The following is a 15676-nucleotide window of genomic DNA, read 5'->3' as shown; positions in this document are numbered from 1 at the left end:
AGCGAGCACGATCCTGCGGGAGCAGTCAGTTCTTCGTCGAACTGCTGCTCCCGCAGTCTTTTTTCCCGATAGTCCGGTCGTCGGCGCCGTCGGCGTCCGGTCGGTTCACCATGGAGGTCACGGCGATCATGGCTCGGCTGTTCGGCACCGACGGCGTACGCGGTCTCGCCAACGCGGACCTGACCCCGGAACTCGCGCTGTCCATCGCCGCGTCGGCGGCACGCGTGCTGGCCGAGCACGACCGCTCGCACCGCCCGGTCGCGGTGGTCGGCCGCGACCCGCGGGCCAGCGGCGAGATGCTGGAGGCGGCGGTGGTGGCCGGCCTCACATCGGCGGGCGCGGACGTGCTGCGCGCGGGCGTGCTGCCCACCCCGGCGGTCGCCTACCTGGTGTCCGCGCTGGGCGCCGACGTCGGCGTGATGATCTCCGCCTCGCACAACCCCATGCCGGACAACGGCATCAAGCTGTTCGCCGCGGGCGGGCACAAGCTCCCCGACGCGGTCGAGGACGAGATCGAGCAGAAGATGGGCGTCCGCGACCACCGCCCGACCGGCGCCGGCATCGGCCGGGTCCGCGACGTCGAGGACGCCGAGGGCCAGTACGTGCAGCACCTCGTGAAGGTCACGCCGCACCGCCTGGACGGCCTGAAGGTCGTGGTGGACTGCGCGAACGGCGCCGCGTCCGTGGCCGCGCCCGACGCCTACCGCCGCGCCGGCGCCGAGGTGGTCGAGATCCACACCGCGCCCGACGGCCTGAACATCAACGACGACTGCGGCTCGAACCACGTCGCGAAGCTGCGTGCCGCGGTGGTCGAGCACGGCGCGGACCTGGGCATCGCCCACGACGGTGACGCGGACCGCTGCGTCGCGGTCGACGCCGACGGCAACGACCTCGACGGCGACCAGGTCATGGCCGTGCTGGCGCTGGGCATGAAGGAGAACGGCGAGCTGACCGACGACACGCTGGTCGCCACCGTGATGAGCAACCTCGGCCTGCACCTGGCCATGCGCGAGCACGGCATCACGCTGAAGACGACCGCCGTGGGCGACCGGTACGTGCTGGAGGAGCTGCGCGCGGGCGGGTTCGCGCTGGGCGGCGAGCAGTCCGGGCACGTGATCCTCCCGGCGCACGCCACCACCGGCGACGGCCTGCTGACCGCGTTGCGGCTGATGTCGCGGATGGCGGAGACCGGCCGGCCGCTGGCCGAGCTGGCGGGCGTGATGCGCAGGCTGCCGCAGGTGCTGATCAACGTGGTCGTCGCGGACAAGGCGGCGGTGGCGAAGGCCGCGGCGGTGAACGAGGCCGTGGCCGCGGTGTCGGCGGAGCTGGGCGAGACCGGTCGCGTGCTGCTGCGGCCGTCCGGCACCGAGCAGCTGGTGCGGGTCATGGTGGAGGCCGCCACCCACGAGCTGGCCGAGTCCGCCGCGCAGCGGTTGGCCGGTGTGGTTTCCTCGGTGCGCTGACGCCGATCGGGGGGTGTGCCGGTGATCATCGGACCCAGGACGCTGCTGATCGTCCTGTTCGTGCTCGTGGTCGGCGTGGTGGGGCTGGTCGTGGTGTCCACGAAGAAGGCGCGGGCCAGGCAGCAGCAGGGCCACCCGTACCCGCCGCAGGGGCCGCCGGGCTACGGCCCGCCCCCACCCGGTCACGGCGCACCTCACGGCGCACCTCACGGTCCGCCCGCACCCGGTCACGGTCCGCCGCAGCCGGGTTACGGCCCACCTCATGGCCAGCCGGGCCAACCGCAGCCGGGCTATGGGTCGCCGCAAGGTCAGCCGGGCCAACCGCAGCCGGGTTACGGCCCGCCGCAAGGTCAGCCGCAACCGGGTTATGGGCCGCCCCAGGGCCGGCCGGGCTACGGCGCACCCCAGGGTCAGCCCGGCCCGCCGAATCACGGGCCGCCGCAAGGCCCGCCCGGCCAACCCGGTTACGGCCCGCCGCCGCGGTGACGTGCCGCCGTGGTGACGTGCCGGCGTGGGTCGCGGAATCGTGAGCGATGTCCCCCGGACGTGCCGGAAAGTGGCGAAGGGTGGTTTGCTCGGGCAACCGCAATTCGCGGTTCGCGCACTGCGGGCCGGTTCGAGCCGGCACCCTGTTCGCCGGAACCGGATCAGGCTTTCCGGCGTCTGATCCGGGAAGACGGGGAGGCATTCGATGGCGGGCTTCGGCGTTGGGCCGGGTGAACTCCAGAACGCTGCGAAGCAGTACGAGGACCACAGCGCGGACATCATCCAGCTGAAGAACTCCGTGACACCGGGGGTCGGCGCGGGTCAGGTGGGGCGCAAGTTCCGGGGCACCGAGACGAAGTACAAGGTCTACTTCGACCGCCTCCAGGCGAGCATGGAGACGTTCGGTCGAGAGGCGAGCAACGTCGCGCTGCGCCTGAAGGACGTGGCGAAGACGTACGAGAGCAACGAAGCCGCCACCAGCGACCAGTTCAAGGGGTGACCGGGTGGCCGACCAGAACGAGATCAAGCAGCTCCTCGACGACCCCAACGTCACGCCGGAGACGAAGAAGGAACTGGTCCGCGCGCTGGCGGGCGCCGGTGGCAGCGAAGAGGACGTGCGGCGCTACGCCGAGGCCAACGGCGTCGACGTGCCCAACGACCCCGGTTTCTGGCAGCACACGGGAGGTGTGCTGCTCGCGCCGGTGACCCTCGGCGGGAGCGTCGCGTTCAACGCGGGGCAGGAAGCGCGCCACGGCTCGTGGACGGTGGAGGGCGGCGAGGCCGACAAGCTCGTCGGCAAGGCCAAGGAAGAGCGCGAGCTGGGCAGCACGCAGAAGGTGCTCAACGAGACGGGCGACTTCCGCACGTCCGACGAGCTGCTGGACGCCGGGGCGCCCGGCCTGCGGTTCTTCGAGAAGTTCATCCCGATCTACCAGCAGGCGGCGCCGCTGGCCGGTCACAACGGCCAGGCGCCCGACCTCAGCACGTACGTCTACCGGAACTACGACGAGGTCCGCGAGATCGACTTCGGCAAGTTCCGCGAAGACGCCGACAAGATCAACAAAGCGGTCGCGAGCCTCGACAACCACCAGAACGGGCTCGGCACGGCGTGGAACGGGCTCGCGTCCTGGGAGGGGCAGGCCGCGCAGGCCGCCAACCAGTACAACAGCAAGTTCCTCAACACCGCCGGCACGTTCATCCAGGACACCAAGAACGCGCCGGGAACCATCGTGACCGCTGTCGGCACGATGCAGCAGCAGGTCAAGGAGTACGCGCAGCACGTCCACGACATGTACTCCGAGCAGTGCGGCGGGCTGTCGGTGGACGAGGCGAACAAGCAGATCCGGATGGCCCGCGGCGACATCAACGAGAGCGACTTCAGCCTCGGCGACTGGTTCTCCGGCATCCCGGACATGCTCGTCGGCGGCGCGATCGGCATCGTGCTCGGCGGTCCGGTCGGCGGCGTCATCGGCCAGTTCATGGGGTGGGCGGACCACGCCAAGGAGGTCCGGCAGCGCCTGATGGACGAGGCCAAGCAGAAGCTGCGCGGCCTGTGCCAGGAGTTCGACACCAAGAAGCAGGCGTTCGACGGCTACTGCCAGGCGGTGCAGACCGGCGTCCAGAGCTCGTACGACACGATGTTCAGCCAGCTCGAAGGCCAGATCAAGGACCAGCCGTTCGGCCAGGTCGGCGACCCGCCCGCGTTCAGCGAGGACGGCGGCGCCCGGGACAAGGCCAAGGACCCCGGCGGCGGCACGCCCGGTGGCACCCCTGGCGGCGGCACGCCCGGCGGCGGCACTCCCGGTGGCGGCACCCCTGGCGGCGGCACCCCTGGCGGCGGCACACCCGGCGGCGGCACGCCGGAGATCCCGAAGCCGGAGAACCCGCTCGACAAGGACGGCGACGGCAAGCCCGACGTGCCGGGCGACCTCGACGGCGACGGCAAGCCGGACGACCTCGACGGCGACGGCAAGCCCGACGGCAAGCCGGACGGCCTGAAGGGCGAGGAGGCCCCGGAGACCGTCACCATCAAGAGCGGCGCCAACGAGATCAAGGTCACCGAGCCGGACGCCAACGGCCACGTCAAGATCACCATCGACACGCCGCAGAGCCCGCCGAAGACCTACGACGTCGACTTCAGCAACAACCCGGACGCGGCGAAGGCACTGATGGGCCAGAACGGCGGCGCGGCGCTGGCCGGCGCGCTGGCGGGAGCGACCGCCGGCGGCGCCACGGGCGCGGCGGGCGCCGTCGGTGGCCAGGGCGGCGCGGTCGGCGGCACCGGCACCGGCACCGGCAGTGGTGGCGGCGACGGTGCGATCCCGGTCGAGGCGGGCGCGGACGGCAAGGCGCTGATCGAGCTGGACGGCCTGGCGGTCACCGCCGAGGTCGACCCGCTGACGGGTGAGATCAACCTCACCGTGGACGACGGCGAGGGCGAGCCGCAGGAGTACGGCGTCGAGTTCGGCGAGGACGAGGCGGACCGCGGCGTGGCGGGCATCCCCGGCATGGACAACGCCGTGCCGCTGCCCGCGGACCTGCCGGGCGACGGGGCACCCGGTCGGGCGGAGCCGTTGATCGGCACCATGCCGGCCGACGCCCCCGGCTTCACGGAGCCGGGCTTCACCGAGCCGGTGACGACCATGCCCGCCGAGGGTGGGGTCGCGCCCGCCGGTGTCGGCGAGCCGGTCACGACGATGCCGGCCGGGGCGGACCCCGGTTTCACGCCGGGCTTCAGCGAGCCCGTCACGACGATGCCCGCCGCCGCGGACCCCGGTTTCACGCCGGGCTTCAGCGAGCCCGTCACGACCATGCCCGCCGCGGCCGACTCCGGCTTCGCGGGTGGCGCGTCCTCGGGACCGGGCTTCCAGGGTTCCGCGCCGCGCTTCGAGCCCGGCTTCGCCGCCGGGTTCGACCAGGGCCTCTCCCAGGGCTTCGGGCCCGTGAACACCGAGGGCACCACGTCCACGTCGGGGGCCTCGGTGCTCGGCGGCGGCCCGAGCGGCTTCGACGGCGCGGACTCGGTCCTCGGCGGCTCGTCGTCCGGTTCGGCGGAGAGCCCGTGGAGCAGCCCGTCCAGCGGCTCGGCGGACCACGGCCTGGCGGACACGAACGCGTCCCAGGCGGGCCAGCCCGGCTCGGCCACGCTGCCGTCCATGCAGGACGGTCACAGCGCGGGCCAGCCCGGCGGCATGGCGGGTGGCATGGCCGGCGGCATGATGGGCGGCGGCATGGCCGGCGGCGGTCAGCAGCAGGGCGGCGGGGACGACGAGCGCAGCCCGAGCCAGTGGCGGACCACCGGGTCGCTGTTCGACGACGACCTGAGCCTCAGCCGCGTCCAGAGCGTGCTCGGTGACGAGGGAGGTCGGTAGCGGGTGGGCGTCATCGTGGTCGACCCGAAGGTGCAGGCGGCGTTCGAGGAGCAGGCCGCCCGGTTCCGGCGGGCCAACGCCGAGGTCACCGGCGCGCTGCGGGACAGCCAGGCGCGCCTGGCGGCCGAGGCGAAGGAGCGGGACGAGCGCCTGGCGGCCGAGCGGGCCGCGCTGAAGGAGAAGGCGCAGCAGTTGGCCGCCGCGGGCAGTCAGCCGCCGCAGCGCAAGCCGCAGTGGGAACGCGGGCCGCAGTCGTCGGGGGAGTTGGCGCTGGGCCCGGAGGACGACGAGCCGGACACGGCGGCCGTCCCGGTCGCCCCGGCTCCGCCCTACGCGCCGCCGCAGCCGCCGCCGTCGTTCCCTCAGCCCCCGTCGCCGCCGCCGGCGGCCCACCGTCGTCGGGCCGCGCCGGTCAACGACGATGACGACGACCTCAGCGGGCAGAGCTGGCTCAGGTGAGCAGCGGGAAGGGCGCCACCGAGGTGGCGCCCTTCCCGCCGTCGCGGTCGCGGTGGGGTCAGCGGGCGACGAGCGCGCCGCGCCGGTAGCTCAGCAGCGCGCCCTTGACGTCGCCGTCCAGCAGCGCGTCCCACTTCTTCTCGCCCTTGAGGGTCCGCAGCAGGAACGCGGTGGTCAGGGCCCGGGCCAGCTTCTGCGCCGCCCGCTCGCCCTTGCCGTCGAGCAGCAGCTCGCTCCAGTGCCGCCCCTCGGCGAACCCGAGGTGGCTGGTCTTCGGCAACGACCGCAGCTGCACGGGCCCCTGCCACGCCTCCGCGATGGCCTCGGCGTGCCCCACGGGCGGCGCGATGCGGTCCTCGCCGCCGGCCAGGTGCAACCCCGGCACGGTGACCCGCCGCGCGGCGTCGAGGGCCGACGGCCGGGTCTCGGATGCGGCGAACGTCACCACGGCCCGCACGCGCGGGTCGTCGGCCGCCGCGAGCACGGCCGCGCCGCCGCCCATGGAGTGGCCCGCCACGGCGAGCCGCTCGGCGTCGACGCTGATCCCGCCGTCGCCCAGGCGCACGCCGGTGCAGATGTCGAGGGTCGTCCGGAGGTTCCCGGCGAGCAGCCGGGAGGACATCAGGGGGCCGCGCTGGGTGCCGGGCGCGGCGGCGACGAAGCCCCACGACGCCAGGTGCCGCAGCAGCGCCCGATAGCGGTTGACCGGCTGCAACCAGCCGTGCCCGAACGCGACGGCGGGCAGCCCGAGGCCGCTCGCGGGCGTGTAGACCAGGCCCGGTAGGCCGACCAACGCCAGGTCGCCGCGCAGCACCTGGTGGTCGCCGGGCCTGCTGAGCTGGTCGAGCACCTGCTTCGCCGAGTAGCCGCTCACCGCGTGAACGGTAGTCGATCGCGTCGCCGCCGCGCATGTCCCGATTGGTCTACACCAATTGTGGGTGTGACCTGGGCAAACGCGGAAGAGTGGCCCTTTCGGGTTACGGCCCTGGTCTAGTTACTCTGTGCGGCGTGTGCGGAATCGTGGGATACGTGGGACACCGCTCGGCGCTCGACGTCGTCCTCGACGGGCTGCGGCGGCTGGAGTACCGGGGCTACGACTCGGCGGGCGTCGCCGTGCTCGACGGCGACGGCGGCCTGGCCGTCGAGCGCAAGGCCGGTCGGCTGACGAACCTGGAGGCCCGCCTCGACGAGGTCGGCCGGGAGGGCTTCGCGGGCACCGCCGGCATGGGGCACACCCGCTGGGCGACCCACGGCGCGCCGATCGACCGCAACTCCCACCCGCACCGCGACGTGACGGGCCGCGTCGCCGTCGTGCACAACGGGATCATCGAGAACTTCGCCGCCCTCCGCGCCGAGCTCGAAGCGGCCGGCACCGAGATGGCCAGCGACACCGACACCGAGACCACGGCGCACCTCATCGCCCGCGCGTACGACGAGGGTGACACCAAGGGCGACCTCGCGGCGAGCGTGCGCGCGGTGGTCCGCCGCCTCGAAGGCGCGTTCACCCTCGTCGTGACGCACGCCGAGCAGCCGGACCTGGTCGTCGCCGCACGCCGGTCGTCGCCGCTGGTCGTGGGCGTCGGCGAGGGCGAGACGTTCGTCGCGAGCGACGTGTCCGCGTTCATCGAGCACACGCGCGAGGCCGTCGAGCTGGGCCAGGACCAGGTTGTGGTGATCGACCGCGCCGGCTACACCGTCACCGACTTCGACGGCGAGCCCGCGCAGGCCAAGCCGTTCACGGTCAACTGGGACCTGTCGGCCGCCGAGAAGGGCGGCCACGAGTACTTCATGCTCAAGGAGATCGAGGAGCAGCCGGAGGCGCTGGCGAACACGCTGCGCGGCCACTTCCGCGACGGCCGGATCGTGCTGGACGAGCAGCGCCTGTCCGACCAGGACCTCCGTGACGTGGACAAGGTGTTCGTCGTCGCCTGCGGCTCGGCCTACCACTCCGGCCTGGTCGCCAAGTACGCGATCGAGCACTGGACGCGGCTGCCCGTCGAGGTCGAGCTGGCCAGCGAGTTCCGCTACCGCGACCCGGTGCTGGACCGCGACACGCTGGTCGTCGCCGTGTCGCAGTCCGGCGAGACCGCCGACACGCTGGAGGCCGTCCGGCACGCCCGGTCGCAGAAGGCGCGCGTGCTCGCGGTGTGCAACACGAACGGCGCGCAGATCCCGCGCGAGTCCGACGCCGTGCTCTACACGCACGCCGGGCCGGAGATCGGGGTGGCGTCCACGAAGGCGTTCCTCGCCCAGATCGCCGCGAACTACCTCGTCGGCCTGGCGCTCGCGCAGGCGCGCGGCACCAAGTACCCGGACGAGGTCGCGCAGGAGTTCCACCAGCTGGAGGCGATGGCGGACGCCGTGCAGAAGGTGCTCGGCACGGTCGAGCAGGTGCGCGCGCTGGGCCGCGAGCTGGCCGACTCGAAGGCCGTGCTGTTCCTCGGCCGGCACGTCGGCTACCCGGTGGCGCTGGAAGGCGCGCTGAAGCTGAAGGAACTCGCGTACATGCACGCCGAGGGCTTCGCGGCGGGCGAGCTGAAGCACGGCCCGATCGCGTTGATCGAAGAGGGCCTGCCGGTCGTCGTGGTCATGCCGTCGCCCAAGGGCCGCGCGGTGCTGCACTCCAAGCTCGTCTCGAACATCTCGGAGATCCAGGCGCGCGGCGCCCGCACGATCGTGATCGCCGAAGAGGGCGACGAGACGGTTCGCCCGTTCGCGGATCACCTGATCGAGATCCCGGCGGTGTCGACGTTGCTGCAGCCGCTGATCTCCACCGTGCCGTTGCAGGTGCTGGCGGCGGAGATCGCGCGCAGCCGCGGCTACGACGTGGACAAGCCCCGCAACCTCGCCAAGTCGGTCACCGTCGAGTAGGGCGCCGGAGAGCAGGACACCGGAGAGCAGCACGCCGTCGAGTAGGGCGCCGCGGAGTAGGGCAGGCTTGGCCCATGCGGGGTCTGTGGACGGCGGAACGGGTCAGGGCGGCGGAGGAACGCGTCATGGCGGTCGTGCCGCCGGGCGCGCTGATGCGGCGGGCGGCGTTCGGCGTGGCGGTCGTCGCGGCGGAGCTGCTCGCCGGCCGGCGGCGGGTCGGCTTGCTCGTCGGCGCGGGCAACAACGGCGGCGACGCGTTGTGGGCCGGCTACTACCTCCGCAAGCGCGGTGTGGCCGTGTCCGCCGTCCTGCTGTCCCCTGATCGTGCGCACGCCGAGGGCTTGGCCGCGTTCCGCCGCGTCGGCGGTCGGGTGGTGTCGAAACTGGCCGACGTCGACCTGGTGATCGACGGGATCGTGGGCCTCTCGGCGCGCGGACCGCTGCGCCCGGACGCCGCCGAGCACGTCGCGAACCTCGACGCCCCCGTGCTCGCGGTGGACCTGCCCAGCGGCGTCGACCCCGACACCGGCGCGATCACCGGGCCGGCCGTGCGCGCGCACACCACCGTCACGTTCGGCTGCCTGAAGCCCGTGCACGCCCTGGCCGACTGCGGCGACGTGCGGCTGGTCGACCTCGGGCTGGACGACGAGCTGGGCGGCCCCGACCTGATCGAGCTCGACGTCGACGATGTCGGCCTGTTCTGGCCGGTGCCGGGCCCGGAGGACGACAAGTACACCCAGGGCGTCACCGGGATCGCCGCCGGTTCGGCCACCTACCCCGGCGCGGCCGTGCTGGCGACCGGCGCCGCGCTGCTGGCCACGTCCGGCATGGTCCGGTACGCGGGCGCGGCGGCCGAGGACGTGCGGGCCCGGTGGCCCGAGGCCATCTGCACCGGGTCGATCACGGACGCCGGCCGCGTGCAGGCGTGGGTCGTCGGTCCCGGCCTCGGCACCGGGCTGGGCGCGGAAGCGGTCCTGCGCGCCGTCCTGGAGGCCGGCGTGCCGGTCTGCGCGGACGCCGACGCGATCACCATGCTCGCCAACAACCCGGACCTGTGGGACGCGCGCGACCCCGACACCCCGCTCGTGCTGACGCCGCACGACCGCGAGTACGAGCGGCTGGTCGGGCCCGTCGGCCACGACCGGGTGGCCGCCGCCCGCCGGGCCGCCGAGAAGTTCAACGCCGTCGTGCTGCTGAAGGGGCACGCCACCGTCGTCGCCGGGCCCGACGGCCGCGTCCTCGTCAACCGCGCCCGCTCGTCGTGGGCCGCGACCGCCGGATCGGGTGACGTCCTGTCCGGCGTGCTGGGCTCGCTGCTCGCCGCCCGGCTGGACCCGGTGCTCGCCGCGGGGTGCGCCGCGAAGCTGCACGTCCTGGCCGCCGACCTGGCCGCCGACGGCGCGCCGATCCCCGCCGGGGCCCTCCTGCGCGCCCTCCCCGACGCCATCCGCGCCGTCCGCCCGCTCTGACCCGGCACCGCGAACCCGCGTGGGGGCGCTGTGTCACCATGAGCGGTGTTATGGCTGCTCCCCGCGCTGAGGTCGTGATCGACCTCGACCACCTCCGGCACAACGTCGCGCACCTCGACGGCCTGGCCGCGTCCGCCGACACCATGGCGATCGTCAAGGCGGACGGGTACGGCCACGGCGCCGTGGAGATCGCGAGAGCGGCCGTCGAGGCCGGCGCCACGTGGCTCGGGTCGTGCTCGCTCGCCGAAGCCCTCGCGCTGCGCGCGGCCGGCCTCACCGTGCCGATCCTGGCCTGGCTCGACCCGCCCGGCACGGACTACGCGCCCGGCGTGGAGCAGGGCGTGGACCTCTCCGTCTCCTCGATCGCGCAGCTCGACGACGTCGCCGCCGCCGCCGCGAGGGCCGGCCGCACCGCCCGCGTCCACCTGAAGATCGACACCGGGTTGTCGCGCAACGGCTGCCCGGCCGCCGGCTGGGCCGAGCTGGTCGAGCGGGCCGCCCGCACCCGCACCGTCGAAGTTCACTCGATCTGGTCACACCTGGCGGTCGCCGACGAGATCGGCCACCCCGCCACCGACGCCCAGGCCGAGCGGTTCGACGACGCGTACCGCGAAGCCGTCGCCGCGGGCCTCGACCCGCGCCGGCACCTCGCCAACTCCGCCGCCCTCATCACCCGCCCCGACCTGCACTTCGACCTCGTCCGGCCGGGCATCGCGATCTACGGCCTCAACCCCGTGCCGGCGCCGGCCGACCTGCGCCCGGTGATGACGTTCCGGTCAACGGTCGCCCTGGCCAAGCGCGTCCCGGCCGGCGAGTCCGTGTCCTACGGCCTGAGCTGGACCGCGAAGGCCGACACGAACCTGGCCCTGGTGCCCGTCGGGTACGCCGACGGCGTGCCGCGCAGCCTCTCCAACCGGATGGACGTCTGGCTGCGCGGCCGGCGTCGCCCGATCGTCGGCCGGGTCTGCATGGACCAGGTCGTGGTCGACTGCGGCGACGACGCCGTGGCCGAGGGGGACGAGGTCGTGCTGTTCGGACCCGGCGACCGCGGCGAGCCGACCGCCCGCGAGTGGGCCGACACCACGGGCACCATCGACTACGAGATCGTGACCGGCATGTACCGGCCGCGCGTGGCCCGGACGTACACCGGCACGCGCGCGGCGGCGGGCGTCGGCTCCGGCGACGGCGCCGGTCCGGCGGCGGAGGTCACCGCCCACGCGGCCACGGGGACACCCCGGTGAACACGGTGTGGAAGGCCGTCGGGTGGGCCGGCGGCATCCTCGGCGCGGCGGCTACCGGCGTCGCCGTCGGCGTGGCCGCGAACCAGAAGAAGGTCACCCACGACCGCCTGGCCGCCGACCCGCTCGCCGACGAACCACTGGGCCGCCTCACCCCGACCCGCGAGTCGACCGTCGCGGCGGACGACGGCGTGCCGCTCTCCGTCGAGGAGGTCGACCCGGAGGACGGCGGCAAGCCCGACGTCACCGTCGTCCTCGTGCACGGCTTCGCGCTGGACCGCCGCTGCTGGCACTTCCAGCGCCGCGATCTGGCCCCGCTGACCGGGCCGCGCGTCCGCCAGGTCCTCTACGACCAGCGCAGCCACGGCCGGTCCGGCCGGTCCACCGCCGAGGGCAGCACGATCGACCAGTGCGCCAGGGACCTCGACGCGGTCATCCGCTCGATCGCGCCCGACGGCCCGCTGGTGCTCGTCGGCCACTCCATGGGCGGCATGACGATCATGGCGTTGGCGGAGCAGCGGCCCGAGCTGTTCGCCGAGCGGGTGCGCGGCGTCGCGCTCGTCGGCACGGCGGCGGGCGCGGTCGGCGGCGCGGGCCTGCCGAAGTCGGTGCTGTCCCGCTACAACCCGGTGACGCTCGGCGTCGGCCGGATCGCGGGCCTGCAACCCGGTCTGGTGGAGTGGGTGCGGCGGCGGGCGACGACGCTGACGTGGAGCGGCATCCGGGCGTTCGCGTTCGGCGACCGCAAGGTGAGCCCGTCGCTGGTCGACCTGATGGAGCAGATGCTGAGCCGCGCCACGGTGCAGGTGCTCACCGAGTTCCTGGAGACCCTGGGCACCCACAACCGGTACAAGGCGCTGGCCGGTCTGCGGCACTGCGAGGTGCTGGTGATCAGCGGCGACGCGGACAAGCTGACGCCGTTCTCGCACGCCGAGCGGATGGCCGAGGAGATGCCGCACGGTGAACTGGTCCGCGTGTCCGGGGCGGGCCACATGCTGATGTTGGAACAACCCGACCTGGTCACCGGGCACCTGGTCGGTCTGGTTCGGCGCAGTGCCGCCGAACGGTCGGAAAGCGGGCAGCGGTGGTGGCGACGAGCGTGAGCGTGACGCTCCCCGAGGTGGGGGACACCGAGGAGTTCGGGCGCAAGCTGGGTGGTCTGGTGCGGGGCGGTGACCTGGTGCTGCTGTCCGGCCCGTTGGGCGCGGGCAAGACGGCGCTGGTGCGCGGACTCGCGGCCGGGATGGGCGTGGCGGGTCGGGTCAGCTCCCCGACGTTCGTGATCGCCCGCGTGCACGACCCCGCGCCGGGCGGACGCGGCGTGCCGCTGGTGCACGTCGACGCCTACCGGCTCGGCGGGCACCTGGACGAGCTGGACGACCTCGACCTGGACACCGACCTGGTGGACGCGGTGGTGGCCGTCGAGTGGGGCGAGGGCGCGGCGGAGCGGCTGTCCGAGGACCACCTGCTGATCAGGCTGGAACGGCGGGACGACGACGTGCGGATCGCCCACCTCCACCCGCACGGCGCGTGGGTGGGGCGGGAACTGCCGGCCTGAATTGCCGCTGCTTCGCAGGCGGCGGCTCGGTCGCCATGAAGTCGGTGGTGTTGGATTGCCGCTGCTTCGCAGGCGGCGGCTCGGTCGCCATGAAGTCGGTCGTTCACGCCTCATTTCCCGGCGATCGAAAAGCGTGATCGCCGGGAAATGAGGCGCGAACGACCGACGCGACCTTGCGGGGTGGTGGGGTGGTTGGGAGGGTCAGCGGTCCGTGATGCCTCGGACGACGCCCAGTTCCACCAAGTCCTGGGGGCGTAGGCGGAGGTCGTCGGCCAGTGCTTCCACGTCGTCGCGCTTCAGGATCGCCGCCGCGAGTTCCGGCGCGATCACCGAGAAGTACGCGTCCGGCGTGATCCACGTGTGCTCGGGCGACGACAGCGCCAGCGCCCCGCCCGACCCGCCCTCCCCGATGACGAGCGTGGTGATCGGCACGCGCGCCTCGGCGACGGTGGCGAACAGCTCGGCGATGGCCGCACCCACGCCGGCGCGCTCGGCCGCCGCGTCGTTGGCCGCGCCCGGCGTGTCGACCAGGGTCAGCACGGGCAGCGCGAACCGCTCGGCCAGCCGGATCAGGCGCGCGGCGGTGCGGAAGCCGGCCGGGGTGGTGGCGGTGCCGGTCTGCGCGGCGAACGCGATCGCCCGCCCCATCCGCAGCCCGATGCCGCACAGCATCCCGGGGTCGACGCCGCCGGCACGGTCGCCGCTGATCGGCACCCGCTCGTCGAAGTAGTCGTCCAGGTACGCGCGGGCGCGGGGACGTTCCGGGGCACGCGCCCGCAGCACCGCGCCCCACCCGCTGTCGGGCAGCTCCTGGGCGCCCAGGGCGCGCGGCACCTCGGCCGGCACGGCGTCACCGCGGGTCAGCACGTCGAGGATCGTCGCCACGGTCGAGTCGACGTCGTCCGGCGGCACGACCAGGTCCACCGTGCCGGCCGCGAACTGGCCCTCCGCCGTGTAGGCGGGGTCGTCGGACGGCCGCACCCTGCTGCCCGCGAACCCGACCTGCGCGCCCGACACCGCGACCACGACGTCCGCGCCGGCGCCCAGCGACGCCCACAGGCCACCGGTGGTCGGGTCGCACAGCACCGACACGTGCGGCAGCCCCGCGGCCCGGTGCACCGCGCACAGCCGCGCCACGCGCTGGAGCTGCCGCAACGACAGCATCCCCTCCTGCATCCGGCTGCCACCGGTCGCGATCATCGACACCACCGGCAGGTGGGCGGCCCGCGCCGCGGTGAACGCCTCCTCGATCACCGCGCCGGTCGCCGTGCCGACGGACCCGCCCAGGAACCGGAAGTCGAACGTGATCACCACGGCGTGCCGGCGCCGCCGCCACGACACGGACTCCGCGCCACCGGACCGCTCCCGCGCCCGCGCCAGCTGCGCCTCGTACCCCGGCCACCCGAGCGGGTTCACCGCAGCTCCCGCTTCAGCACCTTGCCCATGTCGTTGCGCGGCAACGACTCCACGAACCGCACCACCCTCGGCCGCTTGTGCGGCGACAGCAACCGGGCCACGTGCTCGCTCAACGCCTCCGCCGCCGGCGCGTCGCCGCGCGCGACGACCCACGCCACCACCCGCTCGCCCAGGTCGTCGTCCGGTTCGCCGGTCACCGCCACCTCGGCCACCGCCGGGTGCTCCAGCAGCGCGTTCTCGATCTCGCCCGCGCCGATCTTGTACCCGCCGCTCTTGATCAGGTCCGTGGCGCGCCGGCCGACGATCCGCAGGTACCCGTCCGGCTCGACCACGGCCAGGTCGCCGGTCCGGAACCAGCCGTCGCGGAACGCGTCACGGGTGGCGTCCGGCCGGTTCAGGTACTCCAGGAACAGGTTCGGCCCGCGCACCTCGACCTCGCCGGGCTCGTCGCCGACGACCCGCACCTCCACGCCGTCCAGCGGCAGGCCGACGGTGCCGGGCCGCCGGTCGCCGTCCGCGCGGACGCTCGTGTTCATCAACGTCTCGGTCATGCCGTACCGCTCGACCACCCGCCGGCCGGTCAGCCGCTCGATGCGCTCGTGGACGGTCGCGGGCAGCGCCGCCGAACCCGACACCAGCAGTCGGGCCTTCGCGAACGCGCCCGCGTGCTCCGGTTCGGCGGCGATCCGGTGGTACATCGTGGGAACGCCGAACAGCATCGTGCCGCCGGCCGCCAACGCCTCGGCGGCCTTCGCCACGCTGAACGACCCCAGGTGGTGCACGGTCCCGCCGCGCCGCAACGGCCCGAGCACCCCCACGCCGAGGCCGTGCACGTGGAACAGCGGCAGGCCGTGCACCACCACGTCGTCCGCGGTCCACGCCCACGCCTCCGCCAGCGCGTCGAGGTTCGTCGCGAGCGCCCGCCTCGGCAGCACCACGCCCTTCGGCGGGCCGGTGGTGCCGCTGGTGTAGACGATCAGCGCGGGCGCCTCGCCGTCCGGCTCCGGCAAGTCGACCGGTTCCCCGCGCGGCAGGTCGCCGTCCACGACGAGGTCCGGCGCGCTGTCGGCGAGGATGTGCGCCAGCTCCCGCTCGCCGACCTTCGGGTTCAGCGGCACGACCGGCACACCCGCGATCAGCGCGCCGACGACGGCCACGCACGTCTCGGGCGTCGGCCGGGCCCACACCGCGACCCGCCGCCTGCCCGCCAGCCCGTGCGCGACCGCCCGCGCCTCGCGCGCCAACTCCTCGTAGGTCAGCTCCCGCCCGGGGAACCTCAGGGCGACTCTCGGCGACGGCGAGGCCAACGCTGGCAGCAGCATCCCCTTACAGTGACCGGCCGCGG

13 protein-coding genes are annotated in these 15676 nt (G+C 73.9%); 10 read left to right on the top strand and 3 right to left on the bottom strand.

Annotated features, from left to right (window positions below):
• Nucleotides 1–128: 128 nt before the first annotated feature.
• The 5 genes from glmM (at nt 129) to ACRAKH_RS31810 (ending at nt 5779) form a co-directional block, all read left to right on the top strand.
• Nucleotides 129–1463 (top strand): phosphoglucosamine mutase, encoded by a 1335-nt coding sequence (glmM, locus tag ACRAKH_RS31830; RefSeq protein WP_380729649.1) that lies wholly within the window; start codon nt 129–131, stop codon nt 1461–1463.
• A 21-nt stretch (nt 1464–1484) separates the two neighbouring features.
• Entirely contained in the window at nt 1485–1949 is a 465-nt protein-coding gene (locus tag ACRAKH_RS31825; protein ID WP_380729647.1) for a hypothetical protein, read from the top strand.
• A gap of 205 nt (nt 1950–2154) precedes the next feature.
• Nucleotides 2155–2448, top strand: a complete 294-nt coding sequence (locus ACRAKH_RS31820) for a hypothetical protein (RefSeq protein ID WP_380729646.1) — start codon at nt 2155–2157, stop codon at nt 2446–2448.
• Nucleotides 2449–2452: 4 nt separating this feature from the next.
• The gene (locus ACRAKH_RS31815) at nt 2453–5320 is read left to right on the top strand and encodes a hypothetical protein (protein WP_447009487.1); all 2868 of its coding nucleotides are present in this window, start codon (nt 2453–2455) and stop codon (nt 5318–5320) included.
• A gap of 3 nt (nt 5321–5323) precedes the next feature.
• The gene (locus tag ACRAKH_RS31810; RefSeq protein ID WP_380727722.1) at nt 5324–5779 is read left to right on the top strand and encodes a hypothetical protein; all 456 of its coding nucleotides are present in this window, start codon (nt 5324–5326) and stop codon (nt 5777–5779) included.
• 58 nt (nt 5780–5837) lie between these two features.
• Here the strand turns inward: ACRAKH_RS31810 and ACRAKH_RS31805 are convergent, their stop codons facing one another.
• Nucleotides 5838–6653, bottom strand: a complete 816-nt coding sequence (locus tag ACRAKH_RS31805) for a dienelactone hydrolase family protein (RefSeq protein WP_447009486.1) — start codon at nt 6651–6653, stop codon at nt 5838–5840.
• Nucleotides 6654–6787: 134 nt separating this feature from the next.
• Here ACRAKH_RS31805 and glmS point away from each other — a divergent pair, with 134 nt between their 5' ends.
• From glmS to tsaE, 5 genes are all read left to right on the top strand, one after another.
• A complete protein-coding gene (glmS, locus tag ACRAKH_RS31800; RefSeq protein WP_380727726.1) occupies nt 6788–8650 on the top strand; it encodes a glutamine--fructose-6-phosphate transaminase (isomerizing) in 1863 nt (620 codons plus the stop codon).
• Nucleotides 8651–8724: 74 nt separating this feature from the next.
• On the top strand, nt 8725–10119 hold the full coding sequence (locus tag ACRAKH_RS31795) for an NAD(P)H-hydrate dehydratase (protein ID WP_380727728.1): 1395 nt from the start codon (nt 8725–8727) through the stop codon (nt 10117–10119).
• Between the two features lie 50 nt (nt 10120–10169).
• Nucleotides 10170–11360, top strand: a complete 1191-nt coding sequence (gene alr, locus ACRAKH_RS31790; RefSeq protein ID WP_447009485.1) for an alanine racemase — start codon at nt 10170–10172, stop codon at nt 11358–11360.
• Complete coding sequence (locus ACRAKH_RS31785; RefSeq protein ID WP_380727732.1) at nt 11357–12460, top strand: alpha/beta fold hydrolase; 1104 nt, start codon at nt 11357–11359, stop codon at nt 12458–12460. The genes alr and ACRAKH_RS31785 overlap by 4 nt, the downstream gene beginning before the upstream one ends.
• Nucleotides 12457–12915: a tRNA (adenosine(37)-N6)-threonylcarbamoyltransferase complex ATPase subunit type 1 TsaE gene (tsaE, locus tag ACRAKH_RS31780; RefSeq protein WP_380727734.1), complete on the top strand. Its 459-nt coding sequence runs from the start codon at nt 12457–12459 to the stop codon at nt 12913–12915. Before ACRAKH_RS31785 ends, tsaE begins: the two co-directional genes overlap by 4 nt.
• 201 nt (nt 12916–13116) lie before the next feature.
• Here the strand turns inward: tsaE and ACRAKH_RS31775 are convergent, their stop codons facing one another.
• Nucleotides 13117–14331 (bottom strand): carboxyl transferase domain-containing protein, encoded by a 1215-nt coding sequence (locus ACRAKH_RS31775; protein WP_380727736.1) that lies wholly within the window; start codon nt 14329–14331, stop codon nt 13117–13119.
• Complete coding sequence (locus ACRAKH_RS31770) at nt 14328–15653, bottom strand: acyl-CoA synthetase (protein ID WP_380727738.1); 1326 nt, start codon at nt 15651–15653, stop codon at nt 14328–14330. Before ACRAKH_RS31770 ends, ACRAKH_RS31775 begins: the two co-directional genes overlap by 4 nt.
• Between the last annotated feature and the right edge of the window lie 23 nt (nt 15654–15676).

Source organism: Saccharothrix hoggarensis (assembly GCF_052936025.1).
Note: the sequence above shows the minus strand (reverse complement) of the source record. Positions and strands in the feature narration are given on the sequence as shown.

Bases quoted from the DNA above. Each gene is read 5' to 3' on its own strand.
- ACRAKH_RS31795 (WP_380727728.1), top strand. From the start codon at position 8,725: ATGCGGGGTCTGTGGACGGCGGAACGGGTCAGGGCGGCGGAGGAACGC.
- ACRAKH_RS31820 (WP_380729646.1), top strand. From the start codon at position 2,155: ATGGCGGGCTTCGGCGTTGGGCCGGGTGAACTCCAGAACGCTGCGAAG.
- ACRAKH_RS31770 (WP_380727738.1), bottom strand. From the start codon at position 15,653: ATGCTGCTGCCAGCGTTGGCCTCGCCGTCGCCGAGAGTCGCCCTGAGG.
- alr (WP_447009485.1), top strand. From the start codon at position 10,170: ATGGCTGCTCCCCGCGCTGAGGTCGTGATCGACCTCGACCACCTCCGG.
- glmM (WP_380729649.1), top strand. From the start codon at position 129: ATGGCTCGGCTGTTCGGCACCGACGGCGTACGCGGTCTCGCCAACGCG.